The sequence below is a fragment of the Thioclava sp. GXIMD4215 genome, assembly GCF_045291555.1.
GTDB classification, from domain to species: Bacteria; Pseudomonadota; Alphaproteobacteria; order Rhodobacterales; family Rhodobacteraceae; genus Thioclava; species Thioclava litoralis.
Window position 1 is genome coordinate 1,358,849 of sequence record NZ_CP149515.1, and the last position, 18,648, is coordinate 1,377,496.

Sequence of the window (18,648 nt, forward strand, 5' to 3'; positions counted from 1 at the left end):
GAAACAGGGTCGAACCCCCTATTGAAAAGGCGACAAATGCCGATGCAGCCGTAGGACCTCGATCGGGACCACATCAAGCGTGCGCTGATGGGTCGCCTCCAGCACGATCTCGGGCGCGCAGCCCTCGTCATGCGCTTCCAGAAACCGCCCCGCGCACAGGCACCAGCGATCTCCGGGTTTGAGGCCCTCGAATCCGTATTCGGGACGCGGGGTCGAGAGGTCATTGCCGATATAGGCCGACCACGCGAGAAACTCTTTGGTCATGATCGCGCAAACCGTATGGGCGCCATGATCCTCGGCGCAGGTATTACAATGGCCATCGCGAAAGAACCCGGTCAGAGGCACCAGCGAACAAGGCTCCAACGGGCCACCCAAGACATTGACCGGCAGATCCTTATCCATCCTATCCCCCGCATGGCATCCGGATCACGATAATCCGGCAACCGAAGCCTGCCCCCGAACGGGATATCCGTCAAGACAGGCGTGCCCTTAGGCGGACAGGCGGCGGGGCCTTTCCCCAAAAAGGGCAGCGCCCCACGCTGCCCTTTTTCTGAAACTCAGTAGATATACCGGATCTGGTCCATCCAGTAACGTTCCATACGTTTGAGGGTCCGGTTCATTTCGTCCATCTGTTCGAAATCGATCACGCCACGCGTGCCCATCCCGTCAGCATGGCGCTCGAACAGTTCGCGCACCGCATCATGCAGCTTGCGCCCCTTATCCGTCAGCTTGACCCGCACCGAGCGGCGGTCCACATCACAGCGCTGGTGGTGCATATAGCCGTTTTCCACCAGTTTTTTCAGGTTATAGCTGACGTTCGAGCCCTGATAATAGCCACGGCTCTTCAATTCGCCTGCCGTGACCTCGTTATCGCCGACATTGAACAGCAAAAGGGCCTGAACCGGATTGATCTCGATGATCGCCAGACGTTCGAATTCGTCCTTGATCACATCCAGCAGCAATCTGTGCAGCCGTTCCACAAGGGCCAGCGTGTCCAGATACCCGGTCATGAGCCCCTGCTGCATGGCGCGGTCCGCGACCACGCCGCCCATCTGGCCCATAGGGGGTTCTATACTCATCTCATTCTCCGCATCATCTATGCCCCGAAAGACACCATGCGGGAAAATGCCAAAATTTCGGTTAAGCGAATTAAATCTATCGCAAATCTGACAATAATTTTCAGACAACATGGCGGAAGCAAGGCAATTTGCCCCTTCCGCCATAATTGAATCATGCAACCGAATGACGTTTTTTCGCAAAGGCCGCAATCACTTGCAGCAGTTGAAGATACTCCGGCGGGCAGGGTTTCGCCCCCGACACCCACAGATAGAGATCCTGATCATATTCTTCCAGCAGCGCGTCATAGAGGTCCAAGGTGGCCGGATCCATCTTTGCCAGCTCGCTATCGGCAAAGGGGCCAAGCACCATGTCCATCTCTTTCATCCCGCGCCGCCAGCTGCGCATCACCATCCGCTTCAACCGTGCTTCCGGCGTTTCCTGAACCTGTCCGGTCATTGGCTCTCTCCCGCTTTGACCCTGCGCTCCAGCCGTTCCAGCCGCGCATCGAGGTCTTTGATCACCGCACGGGCCTCGCGTATCTCGCGCAAGATCTCCCGCTCTCGTTCTGCCTCATCTACCCCTTGCGGCGGCCCGTCAAGTCCGGCGCCCTCGCCATTGAGCAGCCACATCAGCGAAACATTCAACATACCCGCCACCATCTGCAACTTGTTGGCACGCGGGTCGGCCATATCCTCTTCCCATGACTGCAGCGTCTCCAGCCGCACGCCCAGCTTTGCGGCCAGTTCGGTCTGGCTCAGCCCTGCGGCCTCGCGCGCCCCCTCCAGCCTGTCGCCAAAGGTCGCGGCATCCCCGCCATACCAGTCATCCGCCATGGGGCCTCCTCTTGATCGCCATTTGACCCGAGCGTAAGACATGACCACGCAAGTTACAAACCCATCCGAACGGAGCCCCTCATGGCCTTTCTCTCCGACAGCCTCGCCCGTGTGAAACCCTCGCCCACCGTGGCCATGACTGGCAAGGCGGCAGAGCTGAAGGCCGCAGGGCGCGACATCATCAGCCTTTCGGCGGGCGAGCCCGATTTCGACACGCCGCAGAACATCAAGGAGGCGGGCGCCCGCGCCATTACTGAGGGCCGCACCAAATATACCACCGTTGACGGGATCGCCGAGCTGAAACAGGCGATCTGCGATAAATTCGCCCGCGAGAACGGGCTGAGCTATACGCAAGCGCAGATCAGCGTGTCCTCGGGCGGCAAGCAGGTGCTGTTCAACGCTTTCATGGCCACCCTGAACCCGGGTGACGAGGTGATCATCCCCACGCCCTATTGGGTCAGCTACCCCGATATGGTGCTGATCGGGGGCGGCACGCCGGTCTTCGTGCAGGGCAATCCCGAGATGGGCTACAAGATCACGCCCGAGGCTTTGGAGGCCGCGATCACGCCGCAAACCAAATGGTTCCTCTTCAACTCGCCCTCCAACCCCTCGGGGGCGGGCTATACGCGGGCAGAACTCAAGGCGCTGACCGATGTGCTGATGCGCCACCCCCATGTCTGGGTGATGACCGACGACATGTACGAACACCTCGTCTTTGACGGCTTCGAATTCTGCACCCCCGCCGAGGTGGAACCCGCGCTTTATGACCGCACGCTGACGGTGAACGGCGTGTCCAAAGCCTATGCGATGACCGGCTGGCGGATCGGTTATGCCGGTGGTCCGGTGGAGCTGATCACCGCGATGCGTAAGATGCAGTCGCAATCCACCTCGAACCCCTGCACCATCAGCCAATGGGCCGCTGTCGAGGCGCTGAACGGGCCGCAGGATTATATCCGTGACAGCCGCGAGGCCTTCCACCGCCGCCGCGATCTGGTGGTTGCGGGGCTCAACGCCTGCCCCGGCATCACCTGCCCCACGCCCGAAGGGGCCTTCTATGTCTACCCGTCCATCAAGGACTGCATCGGCAAAACTTCGGCCCAAGGCACCAAGATCACCGATGACGAGACCTTCTGCACGGCGCTTCTGGAAGAAACCGGCGTGGCCACGGTGTTCGGCGCAGCCTTCGGCCTCAGCCCCAACTTCCGCATCAGCTACGCCACCTCGGACACCGTGCTGACGGAGGCTTGCAACCGGATCAAACGCTTCTGCGAAGGCCTCAGGTAAGCCACATCGCGAAGGTCGCGCCACCCTGCGGCCAGCCGATTACGAGACGTCTGGAACAAAAAGAAAAGCCGCTCGGTCGAGCGGCTTTTCCCGTTTAACTCAGGCCGCTTTCACGCCCGATTTACGACGACGCAGCGCTGCAAAGCCACCCAGCGCGCCAAGCAGCAAAATGCCACCCGCCGGAAGCGGCACGGGGCTGACCTGCTCATCGCCACCACCGTGACCGCCGTGGCCACCATGACCACCCTGCCCGTCATGACCGAAATCGGCCGAGCAGCCACAATGCGGTTTGGTCGCCTCGGCATAATCAGGGGTATCCCCCCACTTATGGTCGTCTTGGTCTTTCCAGTCCTTGTCAGACCCGAACCAATCCCCATGCCCCTCGGATTTGAAGTCGCTGGAATAGCCATAATCCTTGCTATCCATGGACTTAGAGTCCGCTTGGTATGTCGATGCGAATACCGAGCTTCCCCACACGCAAATCGTCGCAACAGTTGCGATTTTCTTAATCATAAAAAAACATCCTTATAGGCTGTCAAAAGTGTGCCCCACCCACCACAGGTCGAGTCACGTAAGGTAAACATGTTTCTCCACCCGAGAATTGCAATGAGGATTTTCTTCAATCGGCGGAAGATCGCATAACATGCCGTTATCAAGCCGGAAGAGCCATATTTTATTGACCCCTCGCGCAAGCGGTCAGTTGATCCCCCACCGCAGTTGTCGTTAAGGATGGTGCATCAACAGTCTGGAAGCTGCCCCATGAGCCTCGATCTGCCCGAATATTACTTCCGAATCCGCGAGAATGGCGCGGCCGTATTTCGGGTAGACACCCAGAACCGCCAGCGCCGGATCGAGATGGATCAGATCGCCGTGGTCAATATCCGCAATGGAGACATCAAACCGCAGGGCGGGCGCGAGCTGACCGATGCGGATATGCGCCAGATCACCCAATGGATGGCCGATCGCAGTGCCCTGCTGGCGCAGCGCGACATCGACGACATCCACCGCGCCGTCGATTACCTGAACCTGACCACGCAATGGGTGCAGTCAAAAGCCACCGATGCACAGCTCGAGCATGTCACAGACGCGCTGTTGCTGGCCATGCATGATCTGCGCAGCGTTCTTGTGCGCAAGAAGGCCGAGCGGCTGATGGGACAGCAGGCCGAGACCCGCGACGATTAGGCCATAGGGCGCCGCCCGCCGCCGCGCACGACCCAGAAGCGATACATCAGCAGCGACGAGGCCGTCGCAAGCCCTGCGGCCAGCCCCAGCCAGACCCCGTGCGATTGCAGCCCTACATGGAAGGCCAGCACATAGCCCGTGGGAATCCCGACCAGCCAATAGCTGGCCAGCGCGATCCACATCGGCACGCGCGTATCCTGCAGGCCGCGCAGCAACCCCATTGCCAGCACCTGCATGGCATCGAACAGCTGGAACAGGCCCGCCAGCGCCAGCAGGCCGCTTGCCAGCAGCAGGATCTGCGCGGAATCCCCGCCCGGCTTCAGGAACAGGCTGACAATCTTTTCCGGAATGCCCAGAAATGCGGTCACCGTGACCGCCACGATGACCAGTGACATGCAGATCACCGTGATGGCCCCGCGCCGCAGATGTTCGGGGGCACCGGCCCCATAGGCGCGCCCTGCCCGCACGGTCGCGGCATTGGCCAGCCCCATATGCAGCATGAAGGCCAGAACACTGGTTTCCATGACAATGCCATTGGCCGCCAGCTCGATTGTGCCAAGCCATCCCATCATCAGCGCGGCCATCTGGAACATGGACGCCTCGGCCAGAATGGTCAGCCCGATCGGAATCCCCATCCGCGCCACGGCCCCGAACGCAGACCAGTCAGGGCGCCAGAACCGCTGCCACAGCGCCACATGCGACAGCCCGCGCGCACGATGGGCATAGACCATCAGCACCAGCATCGACACCGTCTGCACCAGCACCGAGGAAAGCGCCGCGCCGCGCACGCCCATTTCGGGAAAGCCCATCTCGCCAAAGATCAGAAGCCAGTTGCAGACGATATTCAGCCCCACCGCAGAAAGCGTGACCCAAAGCACGATCTGTGTCCGCTCGAACGCCGAAAGATAGCTGCGCAGCACCGCCACCACCAGCATGGGCACGATGCCAAGCCCCGCGATGCGCAGATAGTCCTGTGCCAGCCTCGCGGTTTCGGGGGCCTGCCCCAATGCCTGTAGCACCGCAGCGGAATGCCACATACAGGGAATCGAGACCAGCCCCGTCAGCACCGACAGCCACAGCGCCATACGGGTATCGCGCCGTGCCTGCGTTTCGTCATTGGCCCCCAGCGCCATCGAGACGCGCCCGATGATCGCATTGGCAAAGCCCGTGCCGAAGAGAAAGAAGAAGAACAGGTAATTCGTGCCCAGAACCACAGCGGCCAGTTCCGGCACCCCGTACCAGCCCATCATGATCGTATCGGTCACACCAAGCCCTGCTGCCGCAAGGTTCGACCCTACCAGCGGCAAGCCCAGCGTAAGAATGGCGCGCATATGGCCAAACGCCCCCATCGAGGTGTCGAGGGGTTTGTCGGTCTGGGTCATCACGGGGCTGGCCATTTCGCATTCCTGATCGAGTGGTCAATAATCAGCCCGTGCCACGCCCCCATGAACCCGTCAAGCCTTAGTAAGCATCGCTAGGATTGCGCGCGGCGTTACTTTTGCGTCATCGGGGCGCGCCGGGGAAGGCGGGCGCGGCCTGTAATCATCGGCGTCACAAGGTTCTCGCGCTTCCAGAAGCGATACCAGAAAATCGCCAGCACATGTATGATGACCAGCGCCAGCAGCAGATTGGCGAGGGTCTCGTGCAGATCAACCGCCCGCACGGCGTTCTCGTACCCCACCCAATCCGCAAAGGGGCCGACATTGATATAATCATCCGGATCGGACACCAGACCCGTGCCGACCTGCGCCGCCAAGAGCCCCAAGATCAGCACAACCGATAACGCGCCCACAGGATTATGCCCGCGCGTGTAGGACGGCTTGCGCGACACCAGCGTGCGACCATAGCGCGCAATCGCGCCGGGCCCTTTTACAAAGCTGGCAAACCGCGCCGTTTGCGGGCCGAAAAACCCCCAGAAGACGCGGGCCACGACCAGCGCGCCGATGCCGTAGCCCAGCCAGAAATGCAGGCTCATGTCAACGGGCCCCCATTTTCCAAGCCCCCATGCACCACAGACCAGCACCACCAGCGCCCAATGGAACGCGCGCACGAAAGGATCCCAGACCGGCACTGTCTCGAAGCGGCTGTCGGTGTCGGAGGGATCCGATTGAAATCGATGCGTCATGACAAATCCTTTTTCAAAACCCTGCCCGCCGAGTGTCGCGCAAGGTCGCTCTGATGTCATGCAGTAAATCGGTCAGGACGGGGCAGCGGTCAGGATGGACGCTGCATCACGAAATCGATCAGCGCGGCACGGCCCGAATGCCCCTCTCCCTCGCTCAGATCGGCATCGTAATCGGCCTGATGCAGGATTTTCCAGCGCGGAAACGCCTCGCGCAGCAGATCCAGATCATAGAGCTGTTCCACATTGCTCGGCCCGCCTGTGCCATAGCGCGGCTGACGACGGGCAAAGCCGTGGATCATCACCACCCCTCCCGGCGCGACCGCACGCCGCATGCCGTCGAAAATATCCTCGCGGAAGGCCGGATCGGCAAACTGGATGAAACAGGCCAAAAGCGCGTCATATTCGGCCACGGGCCAATCCCAGCCGCGCAGATCCTGCGATAGCATGGTGATCGTCACCCCCCGCGACGCCGCCAGCCGCTGGGCTTTCTCACGCGCCGGAGCCGAAAGCTCGACCCCCGTCACCTCCAGGCCCTGCTCGGCCAGAAACACGGCATTGCGCCCTTCGCCCTCGGCCAGCGACAGCACGCGCATACCCGGTGTCAGCCGCCCTGCCTGACGGCGCACGAACTCTGCCGGAGCGGTTCCGAAAACATAGTCCGAATGGGCATAGCGTTGATCCCACATTCTCCTCCTCCTTTATATCTTTTGACTCAAAATGGCATTCGCACCCTATGTAACAAGATGACGTAGTCTCTTGCCCTCAAAGGGAAAACCCCTCAGGCACAAACCAGCCTGCCAATGGGCCGTTTTCCACCCATGACGCCCGCAAAACAGGCAGGCGGCAAACCGGCGGCCCCGATCCGGCCAACCGGACGTGAAACTTCCTGTGGACGGTTTCGGCAGGGCGCTTGCCGATTTTGCCCCAAATGATGTATGGCTCAAGGCCAACCCCACCAAAGAAAGCGAGCAGATGTCCGACGATCTTCTCTCCACCCAGTCCGAGTCCGAATATGACGCCTCCTCTATCGAGGTGCTGGAAGGGCTGGAACCTGTTCGCAAACGCCCCGGCATGTATATCGGCGGCACCGATGAGCGCGCGCTGCACCATATGCTGGCCGAGATCCTCGACAACTCGATGGACGAAGCCGTGGCAGGCCATGCCAGCCGCATCGAGGTCGAGCTGAACGCGGATTACTCGATCACCGTGCGCGACAATGGCCGCGGCATCCCGATCGACCCGCACCCGAAATTTCCGGGCAAATCGGCGCTGGAGGTGATCCTGTGCACGCTGCATGCGGGCGGCAAATTCTCGGGCGATGCCTATGCAACCTCGGGCGGCCTTCACGGGGTGGGCGCGTCGGTGGTGAATGCGCTGTCGGATCTGATGGTGGTGCAGGTTGCCAAGAACAAGAAGCTCTACGAACAGCGCTTCTCGCGCGGCATCCCGCAGGGGCCGGTGGCGGAAATCGGTGCCGCCCCCAACCGTCGCGGCACTATGGTCACCTTCCATGCCGACGAGCAGATCTTCGGCCATCACCGCTTCAAACCGGCGCGGCTGATCAAGATGGTGCGCTCGAAGGCCTATCTGTTCTCGGGCGTTGAAATCCGCTGGAAATCCGCGATTGACGATGGCGAGACGCCCACCGAGGCCACCTTCCACTTCCCCGGCGGTCTGGCCGACTACCTGATGGAAACGCTGGGCAAGGCGATGACCTATGCCGACCGCCCCTTCTCGGGCAAGGTCGAGTTCCGCGAGAAATTCAACGTCCCCGGTTCGGTCGAATGGGCGATCAACTGGACCCCCTCGCGTGATGGCTACATCCAGTCCTATTGTAACACCGTTCCCACCCCCGAGGGCGGCACCCATGAAGCGGGCTTCTGGTCAGCGATCCTCAAGGGCATCCGCGCCTATGGCGAGCTGATCAACAACAAGAAAGCGTCGAACATCACCCGCGACGACCTGATCACGGGCGGCTGCGCGCTGGTGTCCTGCTTTATCCGCGAGCCGGAATTCGTCGGCCAGACCAAGGACCGTCTGGCCACCGTCGAGGCGCATCGTCTGGTCGAGGGCGCCGTCCGCGACCATTTCGACAACTGGCTGGCCTCGGATACGAAATCCGCCGGCGCGATCCTTGATTTCCTTGTGCTGCGCGCCGAAGAGCGTCTGCGCCGCCGTCAGGAAAAGGAAACCGCCCGTAAATCGGCCACCAAAAAGCTGCGCCTCCCGGGCAAGCTGACCGATTGCACCGCGAAAAACCGCGCCAATACCGAGCTGTTCATCGTCGAGGGCGACTCGGCAGGTGGCTCGGCCAAAGGCGCGCGCAAACGCGAAACGCAGGCTCTGCTGCCGCTGAAGGGTAAAATCCTGAACGTCCTCGGCGCGGCCTCTTCGAAACTGGGCACCAATGCCGAGATCAGCGATATCTGCGAGGCGTTGGGTGTGGGCCTTGGCACCAAGTTCAACGTCGAGGACCTGCGCTATGACAAGATCATCATCATGACCGATGCCGATGTTGACGGTGCGCATATCGCGTCGCTTCTGATGACCTTCTTCTTCACCCAGATGCGCCCGCTGATCGACCAAGGCCACCTTTACCTCGCCTGCCCGCCGCTCTACCGCCTGACCCAAGGCGCCAAGCGCATGTATGTGGCCTCCGACGCCGAGAAAGAGGAATGGCTAGCCAAGGGATTGGGCGGCAAGGGTAAAATCGACGTGCAGCGCTTCAAGGGCTTGGGCGAGATGGATGCCAAGGACCTGAAAGAAACCACGATGGACCCCGCCACCCGCAAACTGATCCGCGTCACCATCGACGATGATCTGGGCGGAGAGACGGCCGATCTGGTGGAGCGCCTGATGGGCAAGAAACCCGAGCTACGCTTCCAGTATATCACCGAGAACGCCCAATTCGTTGAGGAACTGGATGTGTGATTGATGGGGCTCCGAAATTACATACCCGACTTGGATGTCTTAACTGGCTCAAGAATGCTCCTGATAACAGCCAGTATTCTCACTTTTGTTCTATCGGCAATTTCACAGGAAGACCCTATATTAGCGCTTAAGGATATCGCGCTTCTAAATGCTCTGTCGCTTCCTCAAATCGCCCATCTCTGCAAACTCACGACGATAGCAGCCCTAATAGTATTCTGGCTTCAGAGTCTGTTTGTGCTTCCTGTTGAATGGGAAAAAAGAGGCTACAAACAAATATGGAGCATGCTAGAAAGCCAAGAGGATTACGAAAATTGGCTGATCAGACATTTCGAACGTCGTGAAAAATTAGCAAACCAGGGCGTACCGGCTTCGCTAAAAATAGACGAAATCAACGAGTTAACACAAATTCTGCGCACCCAACAAAAGTCTATCCTTTCATCTGAGACAAAAGGGCATTTTGTCGAGAGTGTTATCGTAAAGTATTTGCTTCCATCTGCCATCGCAGTCCTAAGCTTAAAATACCCTAGCTTATTAGCCAACTAACCCGCAGAAGAGTGCCTTCATGACCACCATCACCTCCCCCGACCTCACCGTGACCGTCTCCGAGATGGGCGCAGAGATGCAGTCGCTTGTCTTCCGCGGGCAGGAATTCCTCTGGGACGGCGATGCCGCGTGGTGGACGGGGCGCTCGCCGATCCTGTTTCCCATCGTGGGCCGTGCGCCCGACGATAGGATCGAGATCCGTGGCGAGAGCTTCGATATGCCCCAGCACGGGATCGCCCGCCGCCTGCCCTTTACGGTGGTGGCGCAGGACGAATCCCATGTGACACATGAGCTGACCGCATCAGAGGCGACCGCAAGCTACCCCTACAAGTTCCGCCTGCAGTTGACCCATCGCGTGACCGGCCCGACGCTTGAGGTCGCCGCCACCGTGACCAATGAAGACACCGCCCCGATGCCCTTCGGGCTCGGCTTCCATCCGGCCTTCCGCTGGCCGCTGCCCAATGCCACCGGCGCGCATAAAGTCGAGCTGGCCAATGGCGCCGAGCCCGCGATGAACCGCGTGGTCGATGGGTTGATCTCGCGCGAAACCGAGGCCTCGCCCTTCCATCAGGGCAGCCTGACGCTCAGCCATGAGCTATTCGCCAAGAACGCCGCGATCTTCCCCGAAGGCACGGGCGAGGCGCTCCGGTATCAGGGTGAAACCGGCCCGAGCCTCGATTTCCGCTTTGCCAATCTGCCGAACCTCGCGCTCTGGCAGCCGCCCGGCGCGCCGTTCCTGTGCATCGAGCCGTGGCACGGGATGGCGGCTTGGCATGGGGCGGGGGCAAAAATCGAGGACCGCCCCTATACGCTAAGCCTAGGCGCGGGCGAGACCGCCCGCTTTGCGTGGTTCGTGACGATCCGCGAGTAACCTAACAGATGCGGGGAAGTTGTTCCCCCACCAGCATATCGACGATGCGGGTGCCGCCGAATGCGGTGCGCATCCGCACTTGGCCCGCATGGTCTGCCACGGCCCGCCCGATGATCGCGGCACCTTTGCCTTCGGGCAGGGTTTGCATAGCGGCAAGCGCGGCCTCGGCTTGTTCTTCCGGCACAAAGAGCACCAGACGCCCCTCATTGGCGAGGTAAAGGGGATCGAGGCCCAAGATCTCGCACATGCCGACGACCTCGGCGCGCAGCGGAAGGGATTCTTCCTCGATCACAATGCCACAGCCCGCCTCTTCGGCGATTTCATTGAGGGCAGAGGCAAGCCCGCCTCGGGTCAGGTCGCGGGCAGCACGGGCCTCTGGCGCGGCATTCAGGGCGGCCTCCATCAGGTGACCGAGGGCTGCGCAATCGCTCTCGATGGCCGAGGAAAGCGCCAGATCGCCGCGGGCCGCGAGGATGGTCGCGCCGTGATCGCCCAGCACCCCGTTGACGATAGCCACATCGCCCGCGCGGACATGGGAGGCCGCCATATCGCGGGAGGCGGGGATCACGCCGATGCCGGAGGTGGTGATGAAGACGCCATCGCAGGCACCGCGTTCGACGACCTTGGTATCGCCTGTCACGATGCGCACGCCCGCGGCCTCGGCCTCGCGCGTCATAGTGGCCACGATGCGGCGCAGAAGGGCGAATTCGGTGCCTTCCTCGATGACGAACCCCGCCGAGAGCCAGAGCGGTTTTGCCCCGCCGACAGCGAGGTCATTGACCGTGCCGCAGATGGCGAGCTTGCCGATATCACCGCCCGGAAACTCCAAGGGGGTGACGACGAAGCCATCGGTGGTGAAGGCAAGGCGCGCGCCCGGTTCGCGCAGGGTCTCGGTCATCAGGCGGGCCTGATCCTCCATGCCGGGGGGGGCGAAGGCGGAGGTAAAGATTTCCTCGATCAGGTCGCGCATTGCGCGGCCACCGCCGCCATGTGCCAAGGTGACGCGTTCGCCTCTTAGTGCCATAAGTCTTGTCCTTTGAGGGGGGCTGCGGCGCAACGGGGCATCGAGCCCCGCTTGCGCCGCCGGAGGCCTTGCCTCCGATGCCGCCTATGATTTCGGTTATTCTGCCGCTGTGCGGGCGCCGCCATATTGCCAATAGGCTGCGCAGGCGCCTTCCGAGCTGACCATCAGCGCGCCAAGGGCTGTTTCCGGTGTACAGCCCTTGCCGAATTGCGGGCATTGGGTCGGTTTGATCCGGCCCGTCATGACCTGACCACAGGCGCAGCCCTCGACTTCCGGCACCTCTCGGCGACCCACCGCATAGCCGATGCCGAATTTCTCTTCGGCGTCATAGGCGCGATAGGTTTCGCGGATACGCAGGCCCGAGGCGTCGATTTCGCCCAAGCCGCGCCATTCAAACGAGGGGCGTTTTTCATAGACATCCTCGATGGCCGCCAGCGAGACCGGATTGCCATTTTCGGGCACCACGCGACCATATTGGTTTTCTACGCGCGGTTGGCCTTGTTCGATCTGGGTCAGCACCATCAGCACCGATTGCAGAAGATCGGTGGGTTCAAAGCCTGCCACCACGATCGGTTTGCCATAGTCTTGCGCAATAAAATCATAGGGGTGGATGCCGATCACCATCGACACATGGCCCGGCCCGATAAAGCCGTCGAGCATCATATAGGGGTCATCGAGCAGCGCCTTGATGGGTTCGGGCACGGTGATATGGTTGCAGAAGACGGTGAAGTTTTTAAGCCCCTCACGCGCCGCCTGCTGGATCGCCAGCGCGGTGGACGGCGTGGTTGTCTCGAACCCCAGCCCGAAAAACACCACCTCGCGGTCGGGATTGCGCCGCGCCAGTTCCAGCGCATCAAGGGGGCTATAGACCATACGGATATCGGCCCCATCGGCCTTGGCCTGAATGAGCGACTTCGTCGAGCCAGGCACCCGCATCGCATCGCCGAAGGTGGTGAAGATCACCTCGGGGCGCTCGGCCAGTTCGATACATTCATCGACCCGCGCACGCGGTAGAACACAGACCGGACAGCCCGGACCATGAATGAACTCGATGCCCTCATGGATCAGCTTGTCCAGCCCGTAGCGAAAGATCGAATGCGTATGCCCGCCGCAGATCTCCATGATATGCACGGGCTTTTCGCGGGTGGCACCTATCGCATCGGCTTTCTCGGCAATCGCCGTCAAAAGGGCGCGCGCCAGTTTCGGGTCGCGGAATTCGGAAGCAAATTTCAGCGCCATCTTACACCCGCCCTTCCAGCGCCGCGTCACCGGCTGCCATCTGTTCCAGCGCCTCCTGCGTCTCGCCCAGCTCATGCAGGGCGGCCAAAGTCTGCGCGGCCTCGTCCTCATCGATCTTCGCCATAGCGAAGCCCACATGGATCAGCGCCCATTCCCCGATCAGCCCCTGCAAAGGACCATCGGCAATACAGGCCACATTGACCGCACGCCGCACCCCCGACACTTCGGCCAGCGCCATCATACGCGCCTCATCGGTGATCTCGACGATCTGTCCCGGAATGCCCAGACACATCAGTCTTCCTCCTCATCCATACGGGCTGACGGCCCCATTATTCCGTAACGGTCGAGCTTGGCCCGCAGACCCACACGGCTCAGGCCCAGCTCGGAGGCCGCACGGCTTTTGTTCCAGCGATGGCGGGTCAGCGTCTCGCGCAGGATCCGCATCTCCATCAATTCGATCCGGTCTTTCAACTGCCCGCTGGCCTGTAGCGCGTCTTCTTCCGCCGCGCGATCCGCCCCCTCATCCGAAGGCACAGCCTGCAGGATATGGCGCGAGATCAGCTCGGCCCCCAGCACGTTTTCCTGCGCAAAGATCAGCATACGCGTGACCTCGTTGGTCAGTTCGCGCAGATTCCCCGGCCAGTCGTAGTTTTCCAGAAATTCCAGCGCCGCCGCGTCAAAGCCCATGACGGGCTTGGAATGGGTCGAGGCCGCCTCGGCCAGAAGATGCTGCGCCAGCATGGCCACATCGCCACGTCGCGCCCGCAACGGCAAAAGCCCGATCTCGCCTACTGACAGCGCATAGTAAAGATCGGTGCGGAACCCGCCCTCGGCCACACGCGAACGCAGATCCACACCCGCACCACAGATCAGCCGCAGATTGGTGCCCACCGTTTCCTGCCCGCCCACCGGCGTGATGGACCCTTCGGACAGCACACGCAGCAAGGCCAGTTGCATCGCAGGCGAGGCTTCCTCGATCCCCGAAAGGTAGAGCGTGCCGCGATCCGCTTTCTGCATGAGCCCGATGCGGTTCACCCCGCCCGGCAAGACACCGCGCTTGGCCCCGAAAAGTTCCACCATGGCCAGATCTTCCGGCAGGCCCGCCAGATTGAATTCATAAAACGGCTTTTCCGACCGCAGGCTGCCATAATGCATCGCGCGGGCCAGTTGCGCCTTGCCAGTGCCCGCCTCGCCCGTCAGCAGAACCGGAATGTCGAAACTGGCATATTGGCGCGCAATCGCCACCGCATCATTCATCGCGGAATTGGGGCTGCGCAGGATGGTTTCAAAGCCCATCCCTTCGCGCAGGGCACGGCGACGCTTTTCCAGACGGCTTTCGGATGTGCTGGACAGAAAGCGCATCTCGAGCTGCATCCGCTCGTTGTCACGCGCAAGATGGAACAGCTTCACCGCATTGCGCACCGCCATCAAAAGCTGTTCGGGATGCCACGGTTTGGCAATGAACTGATGCACGCCCGCATCATTGATCGCCGCCACCATCGAATTGCTGTCGGTATAGCCGGTGATCATCATCCGCACGGTTTCGGGCCAACGCTCGCGCACCTCGGTCAGGAAATCCACCCCCGTCCGCCCCGGCATGCGCTGGTCACATAAAATCGCCTGAATCCATTCGTTTTCCAGCACGTCCAGCGCGACCGACGCATCCGGAGCGGTGAAAATCTCGAACTCGTCCTCAAGCGCAAGTTTCATCGCCGTCAGCGAATGCGGCTCGTCATCGACCAGCAGAATGGAGGGCAAAGGGGCGCGCGCCATCAGCGCGCCTTGCGGGCCAATCCCGCCTTCAGCCAGTCCAGCCATGCCGCCATTCCCTCGCCCGTGCGGGCCGAAACGCGCAGAATGATCAGGTCGGGATTCACACGGCGCAGATTGGCCTCGTAAAGATCCAGATCGACATCACAATGGGGGGCCAGATCCACCTTATTCAGAAGCGCGATCTTGGCAGCTGTGAACATATCGGGGTATTTCAGAGGCTTGTCCTCACCCTCGGTGACCGAAAGAATGGCCACTTTGGCATCCTCGCCCAGATCAAAGGCCGCAGGACAGACCAGATTGCCGACATTCTCGATAAACAGAAGCGCGTTTTCGGCAAGCGCAAGCCGCCCCAGCGCGGTGTCGACCATCTTACCATCCAGATGGCAGCCTTTGCCGGTATTGACCTGAATCGCCTGCGCGCCAGTGGCGCGGATACGGTCGGCATCATTGGTGGTCTGCTGGTCACCTTCGATCACCGCCAGAGGCTGGTCACCCAACATCTCGATCGTGCGACACAAAAGCGTGGTTTTCCCCGAACCCGGCGACGAAACCAGATTTGTCGCAAAAATGCCATTCTGCGCCAGATATGCACGGTTTTTCGCGGCAAAATCATTGTTTTTGGACAATATGTCCGTCTCGATTTCAATCAGGCGCGCCTGCGAGAAGCCCGGCACCTCAACGCCCGCGGCACCATGTCCGCAATGGATATCAAGGCCGTCGCTGACCACCTGACGCGCAGCTTGCGGCTGCGCCATAGGTCTGGTGGGCACCCCTTTCGGCAGATCGAACGGCAGTTGCCCCCTGGCCAGTTGCTGGCCCTGCTTTGCCAGATGCGCCTTGAATTCATCCTCGACCGAATGGCCGCTACAACCGCACACCGTGCACATCACGCCACCTCCATATCTTTAATCCGCATCTCGTCGCCCCCCTGCGGCATCAACTTGCCGCCCCCGCAGCGCGGGCATGGGTCCAGACGATCCATAATCTCCACCTCTTCCATACAATCGTAGCACATCGCCCGACCGGGAAGATCAATGATTTCAAGTACCGCACCCTCGGCAGGGCTGCCACGCATAACCACGTCGAACGCAAATTCCAGTGCGTGCTTTTCCACCCCGGCAAAGCGCCCGATCTCAAGGCGTAGCTTGGTGATCTGTGTCACCCCATTGGCACGGGCGGCGTCTTCCACCACGGAGCGGATTCCTTCGGCAATCGACATCTCATGCATGCGACACCCCCTCGATCTCGACCGCCACGCAAGGGTCCAGAATATCCACAACCAAAGCGGCAAGCCCAGCTTTCCGCCAAGGCAATGTGGCCAGCGACAGCTCGAGCGCACCGCCCGGAGCGAGCAGGTGATCGGTGGGCGTCACACGCTCCACCGCGCTCACCACGCCGCCCGAAAGCTGTCCGCGCAGCGCATAAACCCCGCGCGCGGCCTCGACCAGCGCTGTATTATCGGGGCGCAGCACCGGTGCCGCAGGGCGGGTCACGACCCGCGTCAGATCCACAAGCCGCCCCAGCGCCCGCCACAAAGGACCGCGCCCCCGCGTCTCTTCTGCCTGTTTCATCAGCGGATGGAACGCCACACGACCGGCGGGCGAATTTTCCTGCGCCATCTTCAGCATCGGGTCGAACAGATCAGCCACCCGCGCCTCGGCCTCATGCGGGGCAAATGCCGCATCGATCCCCGCCATCAGGGGCGACACCCCCTGCCCCGAGACAAGCCAAGCCGCCAGATCGGTAATTTCGCCACGGCCCCACAGATGGTGCAGCAATGCAGGCCCGCCCTGTGCCCACCCATCGGGCAGGGCTTGCGGCGCGTGCCCCAATGCCTTGGGCCAGAACAGAAAAAGCTTTGCAAGGTGGTCGCGCAGGATCTCGTGTCGGGTGTCTGACATATCGGCCGACAGCCCCAAAGACAGCCGCACCGCCTGCGACTGCGCCGCCCCGCACAGATTGAACAGCCGCCCCATCATCTGGGCTGCGGCCTCGGGGTCGCGCCCCCGCATCATGGCCCCCACAGAGATGGGCGCAGGCAGACGCAAACGCGGGGCAATCATCTCGCCGCGTCGCTCCAGACCTATGCCCAAAACCTGTTTCATTCCGTCTCCTTAGCGGGCTCCGATGCAAGCCCCCCCGAGATCAACTGACGCCGCGATGGTGTGGCCAGTTCGGCGACGCCGTCTTCGGAGAGCTGCGCGAATTCCGCGCCGCCGGTCTCGGCTTCTGCCTCTTTCTCTGCCAGCTCGGCCTCGCGGGTCGCGCGGATCTCTGACTTGCGGTCCGTCTCCGCGCGGTTCTCTTCCTTGAACAACTCCGCCATGATGGCCTGTGCCACCTCGCGCGCCTGCATCTGGGTCTGGAATTCCTCCATCGGAGAGAACAGCGAACAGGCTTTATAGCCCCCCGTCAGGTCCCGCTTGTTATGGATGAACTCATAGCAGCCGGACGGAAATTCCACCATTTCTTTGGCCCCGGGAACCAGATCGGACCAATCCTCGCCTGCGCCCGGCAGAAGGATCAGGTTCATGAACCACGGGCTGAACAGCACCCCCAAAGCGCGTCCTTCATAGGGGCGGAACCCCACGGCCTCGACCGAAAGCGCCTTATTCGACAGCGGCACGTCGCGCATGGTCGAATTCCAGATCTCGCGAAAATCGGCTGTCAGATTTCGAACATGCTCGTCGATCCGGCGCTGCTCGATCATCAGCGGCGCGCCGGGGTCCTCGCGGACCATGAACTGGGCTTTGGGCGCATCGCAATTCGGACATTTCCAGTCTTCTGGCAGCGCATTGAACGGCGTTCCGGGCAAAACCTGCCGGAAATCATCGCCGATTGCCGGATCATAGGTTGACCAGCAGATCTTGCATTCCATCAACGCCTGATCGGAAATCCGGTCATGCGCGCCCATATAACTGCCTTCAAACCCTGTCATTTGTGCAACATCCGCACTCATCTGATCGCCTCCAGCACTTCGCGGATACGGTCGGCGCTGTCTTCCAGATCTTCCGGTGCGGCAAGAGCCACTTCGGGCATATCGGTCACCTCGAACGTGTCCAGAATAAGCGTGTCCATCGAGTTGAAAAACTGCACACGCCAGACATGGCGCAAGGCTGTGGCGGTAATCCGGCAATTTCCGTAGCCCCGCGACAGAATGGTAACCGCCCCTTCGCCCAGCACCCGATCCAGCCAGAGCAGATCCTCTTCGGTATGCGGCAGCAGCGTCAGATTGACGACATGCGGCATACCGCCCTTATAGCTTTCGGATTTGTCGTAAAGCTCGGCCACCAGAGCGGGCGCGTTGACCACACCATTCGGGCGCTGTGCCTGCGGCCCCTGCCCTTCGCGGAACGGCTCGAACGCACGGGTCATCGACACCGACGGCACCGGCCCGATCTCGATCCGGTCCACACCCGATCCGGCCACGGACCAGACCCCCGCAAAGACACTTTCCTGCACCATCAGGGCGGGGATGCCACGGATTTTCATGGCCACTTCCCCCTGCCCCATCGTCTCGGCGATCAGCGCACGGTTGGCCGCATCCAGCCCCGACAGGTCAAAGCTGGCCATCCCCCCCTTGGCGCAGGCCTCGACGGCTGTGGCAATATCGGCCAGCGTCTTCAAGGCAGGGCTCATCGCGGAAGGATCATCGACCTCGGGCATATGCGCGGAATAGGTGCGCATGCCCGAGGGCAGCTCCATATATTCCAGCTCCTCGCCGGTTTCCTGTGACCCGGGACCGAAGCCCATCGGCGGCAGATGGAAATTGTTCACCATGAGA

General features: G+C 61.3%; 22 protein-coding genes. 5 read left to right on the forward strand and 17 right to left on the reverse strand.

Annotated features, from left to right (window positions below):
• Window positions 1-18 precede the first annotated feature (18 nt).
• The 4 genes from WDB86_RS06695 to WDB86_RS06710 form a co-directional block, all read right to left on the reverse strand.
• Complete coding sequence (locus WDB86_RS06695; protein WP_339109223.1) at window positions 19-402, reverse strand: DUF2237 domain-containing protein; 384 nt, start codon at window positions 400-402, stop codon at window positions 19-21.
• Between the two features lie 155 nt (window positions 403-557).
• Window positions 558-1,079, reverse strand: coding sequence for a MarR family winged helix-turn-helix transcriptional regulator (locus WDB86_RS06700; protein ID WP_406720398.1), 522 nt, complete (start codon window positions 1,077-1,079; stop codon window positions 558-560).
• Window positions 1,080-1,230: 151 nt separating this feature from the next.
• The gene (locus WDB86_RS06705; protein ID WP_339109222.1) at window positions 1,231-1,515 is read right to left on the reverse strand and encodes a succinate dehydrogenase assembly factor 2; all 285 of its coding nucleotides are present in this window, start codon (window positions 1,513-1,515) and stop codon (window positions 1,231-1,233) included.
• A complete protein-coding gene (locus tag WDB86_RS06710) occupies window positions 1,512-1,892 on the reverse strand; it encodes a multiprotein-bridging factor 1 family protein (RefSeq protein ID WP_406720397.1) in 381 nt (126 codons plus the stop codon). Before WDB86_RS06710 ends, WDB86_RS06705 begins: the two co-directional genes overlap by 4 nt.
• An 81-nt stretch (window positions 1,893-1,973) precedes the next feature.
• Between WDB86_RS06710 and WDB86_RS06715 the strand changes: the two genes are divergently transcribed.
• On the forward strand, window positions 1,974-3,176 hold the full coding sequence (locus tag WDB86_RS06715) for a pyridoxal phosphate-dependent aminotransferase (RefSeq protein ID WP_406736954.1): 1,203 nt from the start codon (window positions 1,974-1,976) through the stop codon (window positions 3,174-3,176).
• A 99-nt stretch (window positions 3,177-3,275) separates the two neighbouring features.
• Here the strand turns inward: WDB86_RS06715 and WDB86_RS06720 are convergent, their stop codons facing one another.
• A complete protein-coding gene (locus WDB86_RS06720; RefSeq protein ID WP_339109219.1) occupies window positions 3,276-3,602 on the reverse strand; it encodes a VPLPA-CTERM sorting domain-containing protein in 327 nt (108 codons plus the stop codon).
• Window positions 3,603-3,935: 333 nt separating this feature from the next.
• Between WDB86_RS06720 and WDB86_RS06725 the strand changes: the two genes are divergently transcribed.
• Window positions 3,936-4,358, forward strand: coding sequence for a hypothetical protein (locus WDB86_RS06725; protein ID WP_339109218.1), 423 nt, complete (start codon window positions 3,936-3,938; stop codon window positions 4,356-4,358).
• On the opposite strand, the gene WDB86_RS06730 is transcribed toward WDB86_RS06725, so the two are convergent.
• From WDB86_RS06730 to WDB86_RS06740, 3 genes are all read right to left on the reverse strand, one after another.
• Window positions 4,355-5,707, reverse strand: coding sequence for an MATE family efflux transporter (locus WDB86_RS06730; RefSeq protein WP_339109484.1), 1,353 nt, complete (start codon window positions 5,705-5,707; stop codon window positions 4,355-4,357). The genes WDB86_RS06725 and WDB86_RS06730 overlap by 4 nt on opposite strands.
• Window positions 5,708-5,850: 143 nt before the next feature.
• Entirely contained in the window at window positions 5,851-6,483 is a 633-nt protein-coding gene (locus WDB86_RS06735) for a cytochrome b/b6 domain-containing protein (RefSeq protein ID WP_339109217.1), read from the reverse strand.
• A gap of 89 nt (window positions 6,484-6,572) precedes the next feature.
• A complete protein-coding gene (locus tag WDB86_RS06740; protein ID WP_339109216.1) occupies window positions 6,573-7,169 on the reverse strand; it encodes a class I SAM-dependent methyltransferase in 597 nt (198 codons plus the stop codon).
• Between the two features lie 286 nt (window positions 7,170-7,455).
• On the opposite strand from WDB86_RS06740, the gene parE reads away from it, so the two are divergent.
• Genes parE through WDB86_RS06755 form a run of 3 tightly spaced genes read left to right on the forward strand, consistent with a single transcriptional unit; the run spans window position 7,456 to window position 10,828 of the window.
• Window positions 7,456-9,414, forward strand: a complete 1,959-nt coding sequence (gene parE, locus WDB86_RS06745) for a DNA topoisomerase IV subunit B (RefSeq protein ID WP_339109215.1) — start codon at window positions 7,456-7,458, stop codon at window positions 9,412-9,414.
• Window positions 9,415-9,957, forward strand: a complete 543-nt coding sequence (locus WDB86_RS06750; protein ID WP_406736955.1) for a hypothetical protein — start codon at window positions 9,415-9,417, stop codon at window positions 9,955-9,957.
• A 19-nt stretch (window positions 9,958-9,976) separates the two neighbouring features.
• Entirely contained in the window at window positions 9,977-10,828 is an 852-nt protein-coding gene (locus WDB86_RS06755) for an aldose 1-epimerase family protein (RefSeq protein ID WP_406736956.1), read from the forward strand.
• Between the two features lies 1 nt (window position 10,829).
• On the opposite strand, the gene hypE is transcribed toward WDB86_RS06755, so the two are convergent.
• The 9 genes from hypE to WDB86_RS06800 form a co-directional block, all read right to left on the reverse strand.
• On the reverse strand, window positions 10,830-11,852 hold the full coding sequence (gene hypE, locus WDB86_RS06760; RefSeq protein WP_406736957.1) for a hydrogenase expression/formation protein HypE: 1,023 nt from the start codon (window positions 11,850-11,852) through the stop codon (window positions 10,830-10,832).
• A 96-nt stretch (window positions 11,853-11,948) separates the two neighbouring features.
• Window positions 11,949-13,085: a hydrogenase formation protein HypD gene (gene hypD, locus WDB86_RS06765; RefSeq protein ID WP_406737028.1), complete on the reverse strand. Its 1,137-nt coding sequence runs from the start codon at window positions 13,083-13,085 to the stop codon at window positions 11,949-11,951.
• A gap of 7 nt (window positions 13,086-13,092) precedes the next feature.
• Window positions 13,093-13,383, reverse strand: a complete 291-nt coding sequence (locus WDB86_RS06770; protein ID WP_339109211.1) for a HypC/HybG/HupF family hydrogenase formation chaperone — start codon at window positions 13,381-13,383, stop codon at window positions 13,093-13,095.
• Complete coding sequence (locus WDB86_RS06775; RefSeq protein WP_406720391.1) at window positions 13,383-14,909, reverse strand: sigma-54-dependent transcriptional regulator; 1,527 nt, start codon at window positions 14,907-14,909, stop codon at window positions 13,383-13,385. The genes WDB86_RS06770 and WDB86_RS06775 overlap by 1 nt, the downstream gene beginning before the upstream one ends.
• Window positions 14,864-15,751 carry a hydrogenase nickel incorporation protein HypB gene (hypB, locus tag WDB86_RS06780; RefSeq protein ID WP_406720390.1) on the reverse strand — a complete coding sequence of 296 codons (888 nt, stop codon included), beginning with the start codon at window positions 15,749-15,751 and terminating at the stop codon, window positions 14,864-14,866. The genes WDB86_RS06775 and hypB overlap by 46 nt, the downstream gene beginning before the upstream one ends.
• Window positions 15,751-16,092: a hydrogenase maturation nickel metallochaperone HypA gene (gene hypA, locus WDB86_RS06785; RefSeq protein WP_339109210.1), complete on the reverse strand. Its 342-nt coding sequence runs from the start codon at window positions 16,090-16,092 to the stop codon at window positions 15,751-15,753. Before hypA ends, hypB begins: the two co-directional genes overlap by 1 nt.
• Window positions 16,085-16,969 (reverse strand): hypothetical protein, encoded by an 885-nt coding sequence (locus WDB86_RS06790; protein WP_406736958.1) that lies wholly within the window; start codon window positions 16,967-16,969, stop codon window positions 16,085-16,087. The genes hypA and WDB86_RS06790 overlap by 8 nt, the downstream gene beginning before the upstream one ends.
• Entirely contained in the window at window positions 16,966-17,802 is an 837-nt protein-coding gene (gene hybE, locus WDB86_RS06795) for a [NiFe]-hydrogenase assembly chaperone HybE (RefSeq protein WP_339109480.1), read from the reverse strand. Before hybE ends, WDB86_RS06790 begins: the two co-directional genes overlap by 4 nt.
• Before the next feature lie 17 nt (window positions 17,803-17,819).
• Window positions 17,820-18,644, reverse strand: a complete 825-nt coding sequence (locus WDB86_RS06800) for a hydrogenase expression/formation protein (protein WP_339109208.1) — start codon at window positions 18,642-18,644, stop codon at window positions 17,820-17,822.
• Between the last annotated feature and the right edge of the window lie 4 nt (window positions 18,645-18,648).

Excerpts from the sequence above, each read along its gene's own strand:
- WDB86_RS06695 (WP_339109223.1), bottom strand. The coding sequence starts at position 402 with ATGGATAAGGATCTGCCGGTCAATGTCTTGGGTGGCCCGTTGGAGCCT.
- WDB86_RS06700 (WP_406720398.1), bottom strand. The coding sequence starts at position 1,079 with ATGAGTATAGAACCCCCTATGGGCCAGATGGGCGGCGTGGTCGCGGAC.
- WDB86_RS06705 (WP_339109222.1), bottom strand. The coding sequence starts at position 1,515 with ATGACCGGACAGGTTCAGGAAACGCCGGAAGCACGGTTGAAGCGGATG.
- WDB86_RS06710 (WP_406720397.1), bottom strand. The coding sequence starts at position 1,892 with ATGGCGGATGACTGGTATGGCGGGGATGCCGCGACCTTTGGCGACAGG.
- WDB86_RS06715 (WP_406736954.1), top strand. The coding sequence starts at position 1,974 with ATGGCCTTTCTCTCCGACAGCCTCGCCCGTGTGAAACCCTCGCCCACC.
- WDB86_RS06720 (WP_339109219.1), bottom strand. The coding sequence starts at position 3,602 with ATGGATAGCAAGGATTATGGCTATTCCAGCGACTTCAAATCCGAGGGG.
- WDB86_RS06725 (WP_339109218.1), top strand. The coding sequence starts at position 3,936 with ATGAGCCTCGATCTGCCCGAATATTACTTCCGAATCCGCGAGAATGGC.
- WDB86_RS06730 (WP_339109484.1), bottom strand. The coding sequence starts at position 5,707 with ATGGGGGCGTTTGGCCATATGCGCGCCATTCTTACGCTGGGCTTGCCG.
- WDB86_RS06735 (WP_339109217.1), bottom strand. The coding sequence starts at position 6,483 with ATGACGCATCGATTTCAATCGGATCCCTCCGACACCGACAGCCGCTTC.
- WDB86_RS06740 (WP_339109216.1), bottom strand. The coding sequence starts at position 7,169 with ATGTGGGATCAACGCTATGCCCATTCGGACTATGTTTTCGGAACCGCT.
- parE (WP_339109215.1), top strand. The coding sequence starts at position 7,456 with ATGTCCGACGATCTTCTCTCCACCCAGTCCGAGTCCGAATATGACGCC.
- WDB86_RS06755 (WP_406736956.1), top strand. The coding sequence starts at position 9,977 with ATGACCACCATCACCTCCCCCGACCTCACCGTGACCGTCTCCGAGATG.
- hypE (WP_406736957.1), bottom strand. The coding sequence starts at position 11,852 with ATGGCACTAAGAGGCGAACGCGTCACCTTGGCACATGGCGGCGGTGGC.
- WDB86_RS06770 (WP_339109211.1), bottom strand. The coding sequence starts at position 13,383 with ATGTGTCTGGGCATTCCGGGACAGATCGTCGAGATCACCGATGAGGCG.
- WDB86_RS06775 (WP_406720391.1), bottom strand. The coding sequence starts at position 14,909 with ATGGCTGGACTGGCTGAAGGCGGGATTGGCCCGCAAGGCGCGCTGATG.
- hypB (WP_406720390.1), bottom strand. The coding sequence starts at position 15,751 with ATGTGCACGGTGTGCGGTTGTAGCGGCCATTCGGTCGAGGATGAATTC.
- hypA (WP_339109210.1), bottom strand. The coding sequence starts at position 16,092 with ATGCATGAGATGTCGATTGCCGAAGGAATCCGCTCCGTGGTGGAAGAC.
- WDB86_RS06790 (WP_406736958.1), bottom strand. The coding sequence starts at position 16,969 with ATGAAACAGGTTTTGGGCATAGGTCTGGAGCGACGCGGCGAGATGATT.
- hybE (WP_339109480.1), bottom strand. The coding sequence starts at position 17,802 with ATGACAGGGTTTGAAGGCAGTTATATGGGCGCGCATGACCGGATTTCC.
- WDB86_RS06800 (WP_339109208.1), bottom strand. The coding sequence starts at position 18,644 with ATGGTGAACAATTTCCATCTGCCGCCGATGGGCTTCGGTCCCGGGTCA.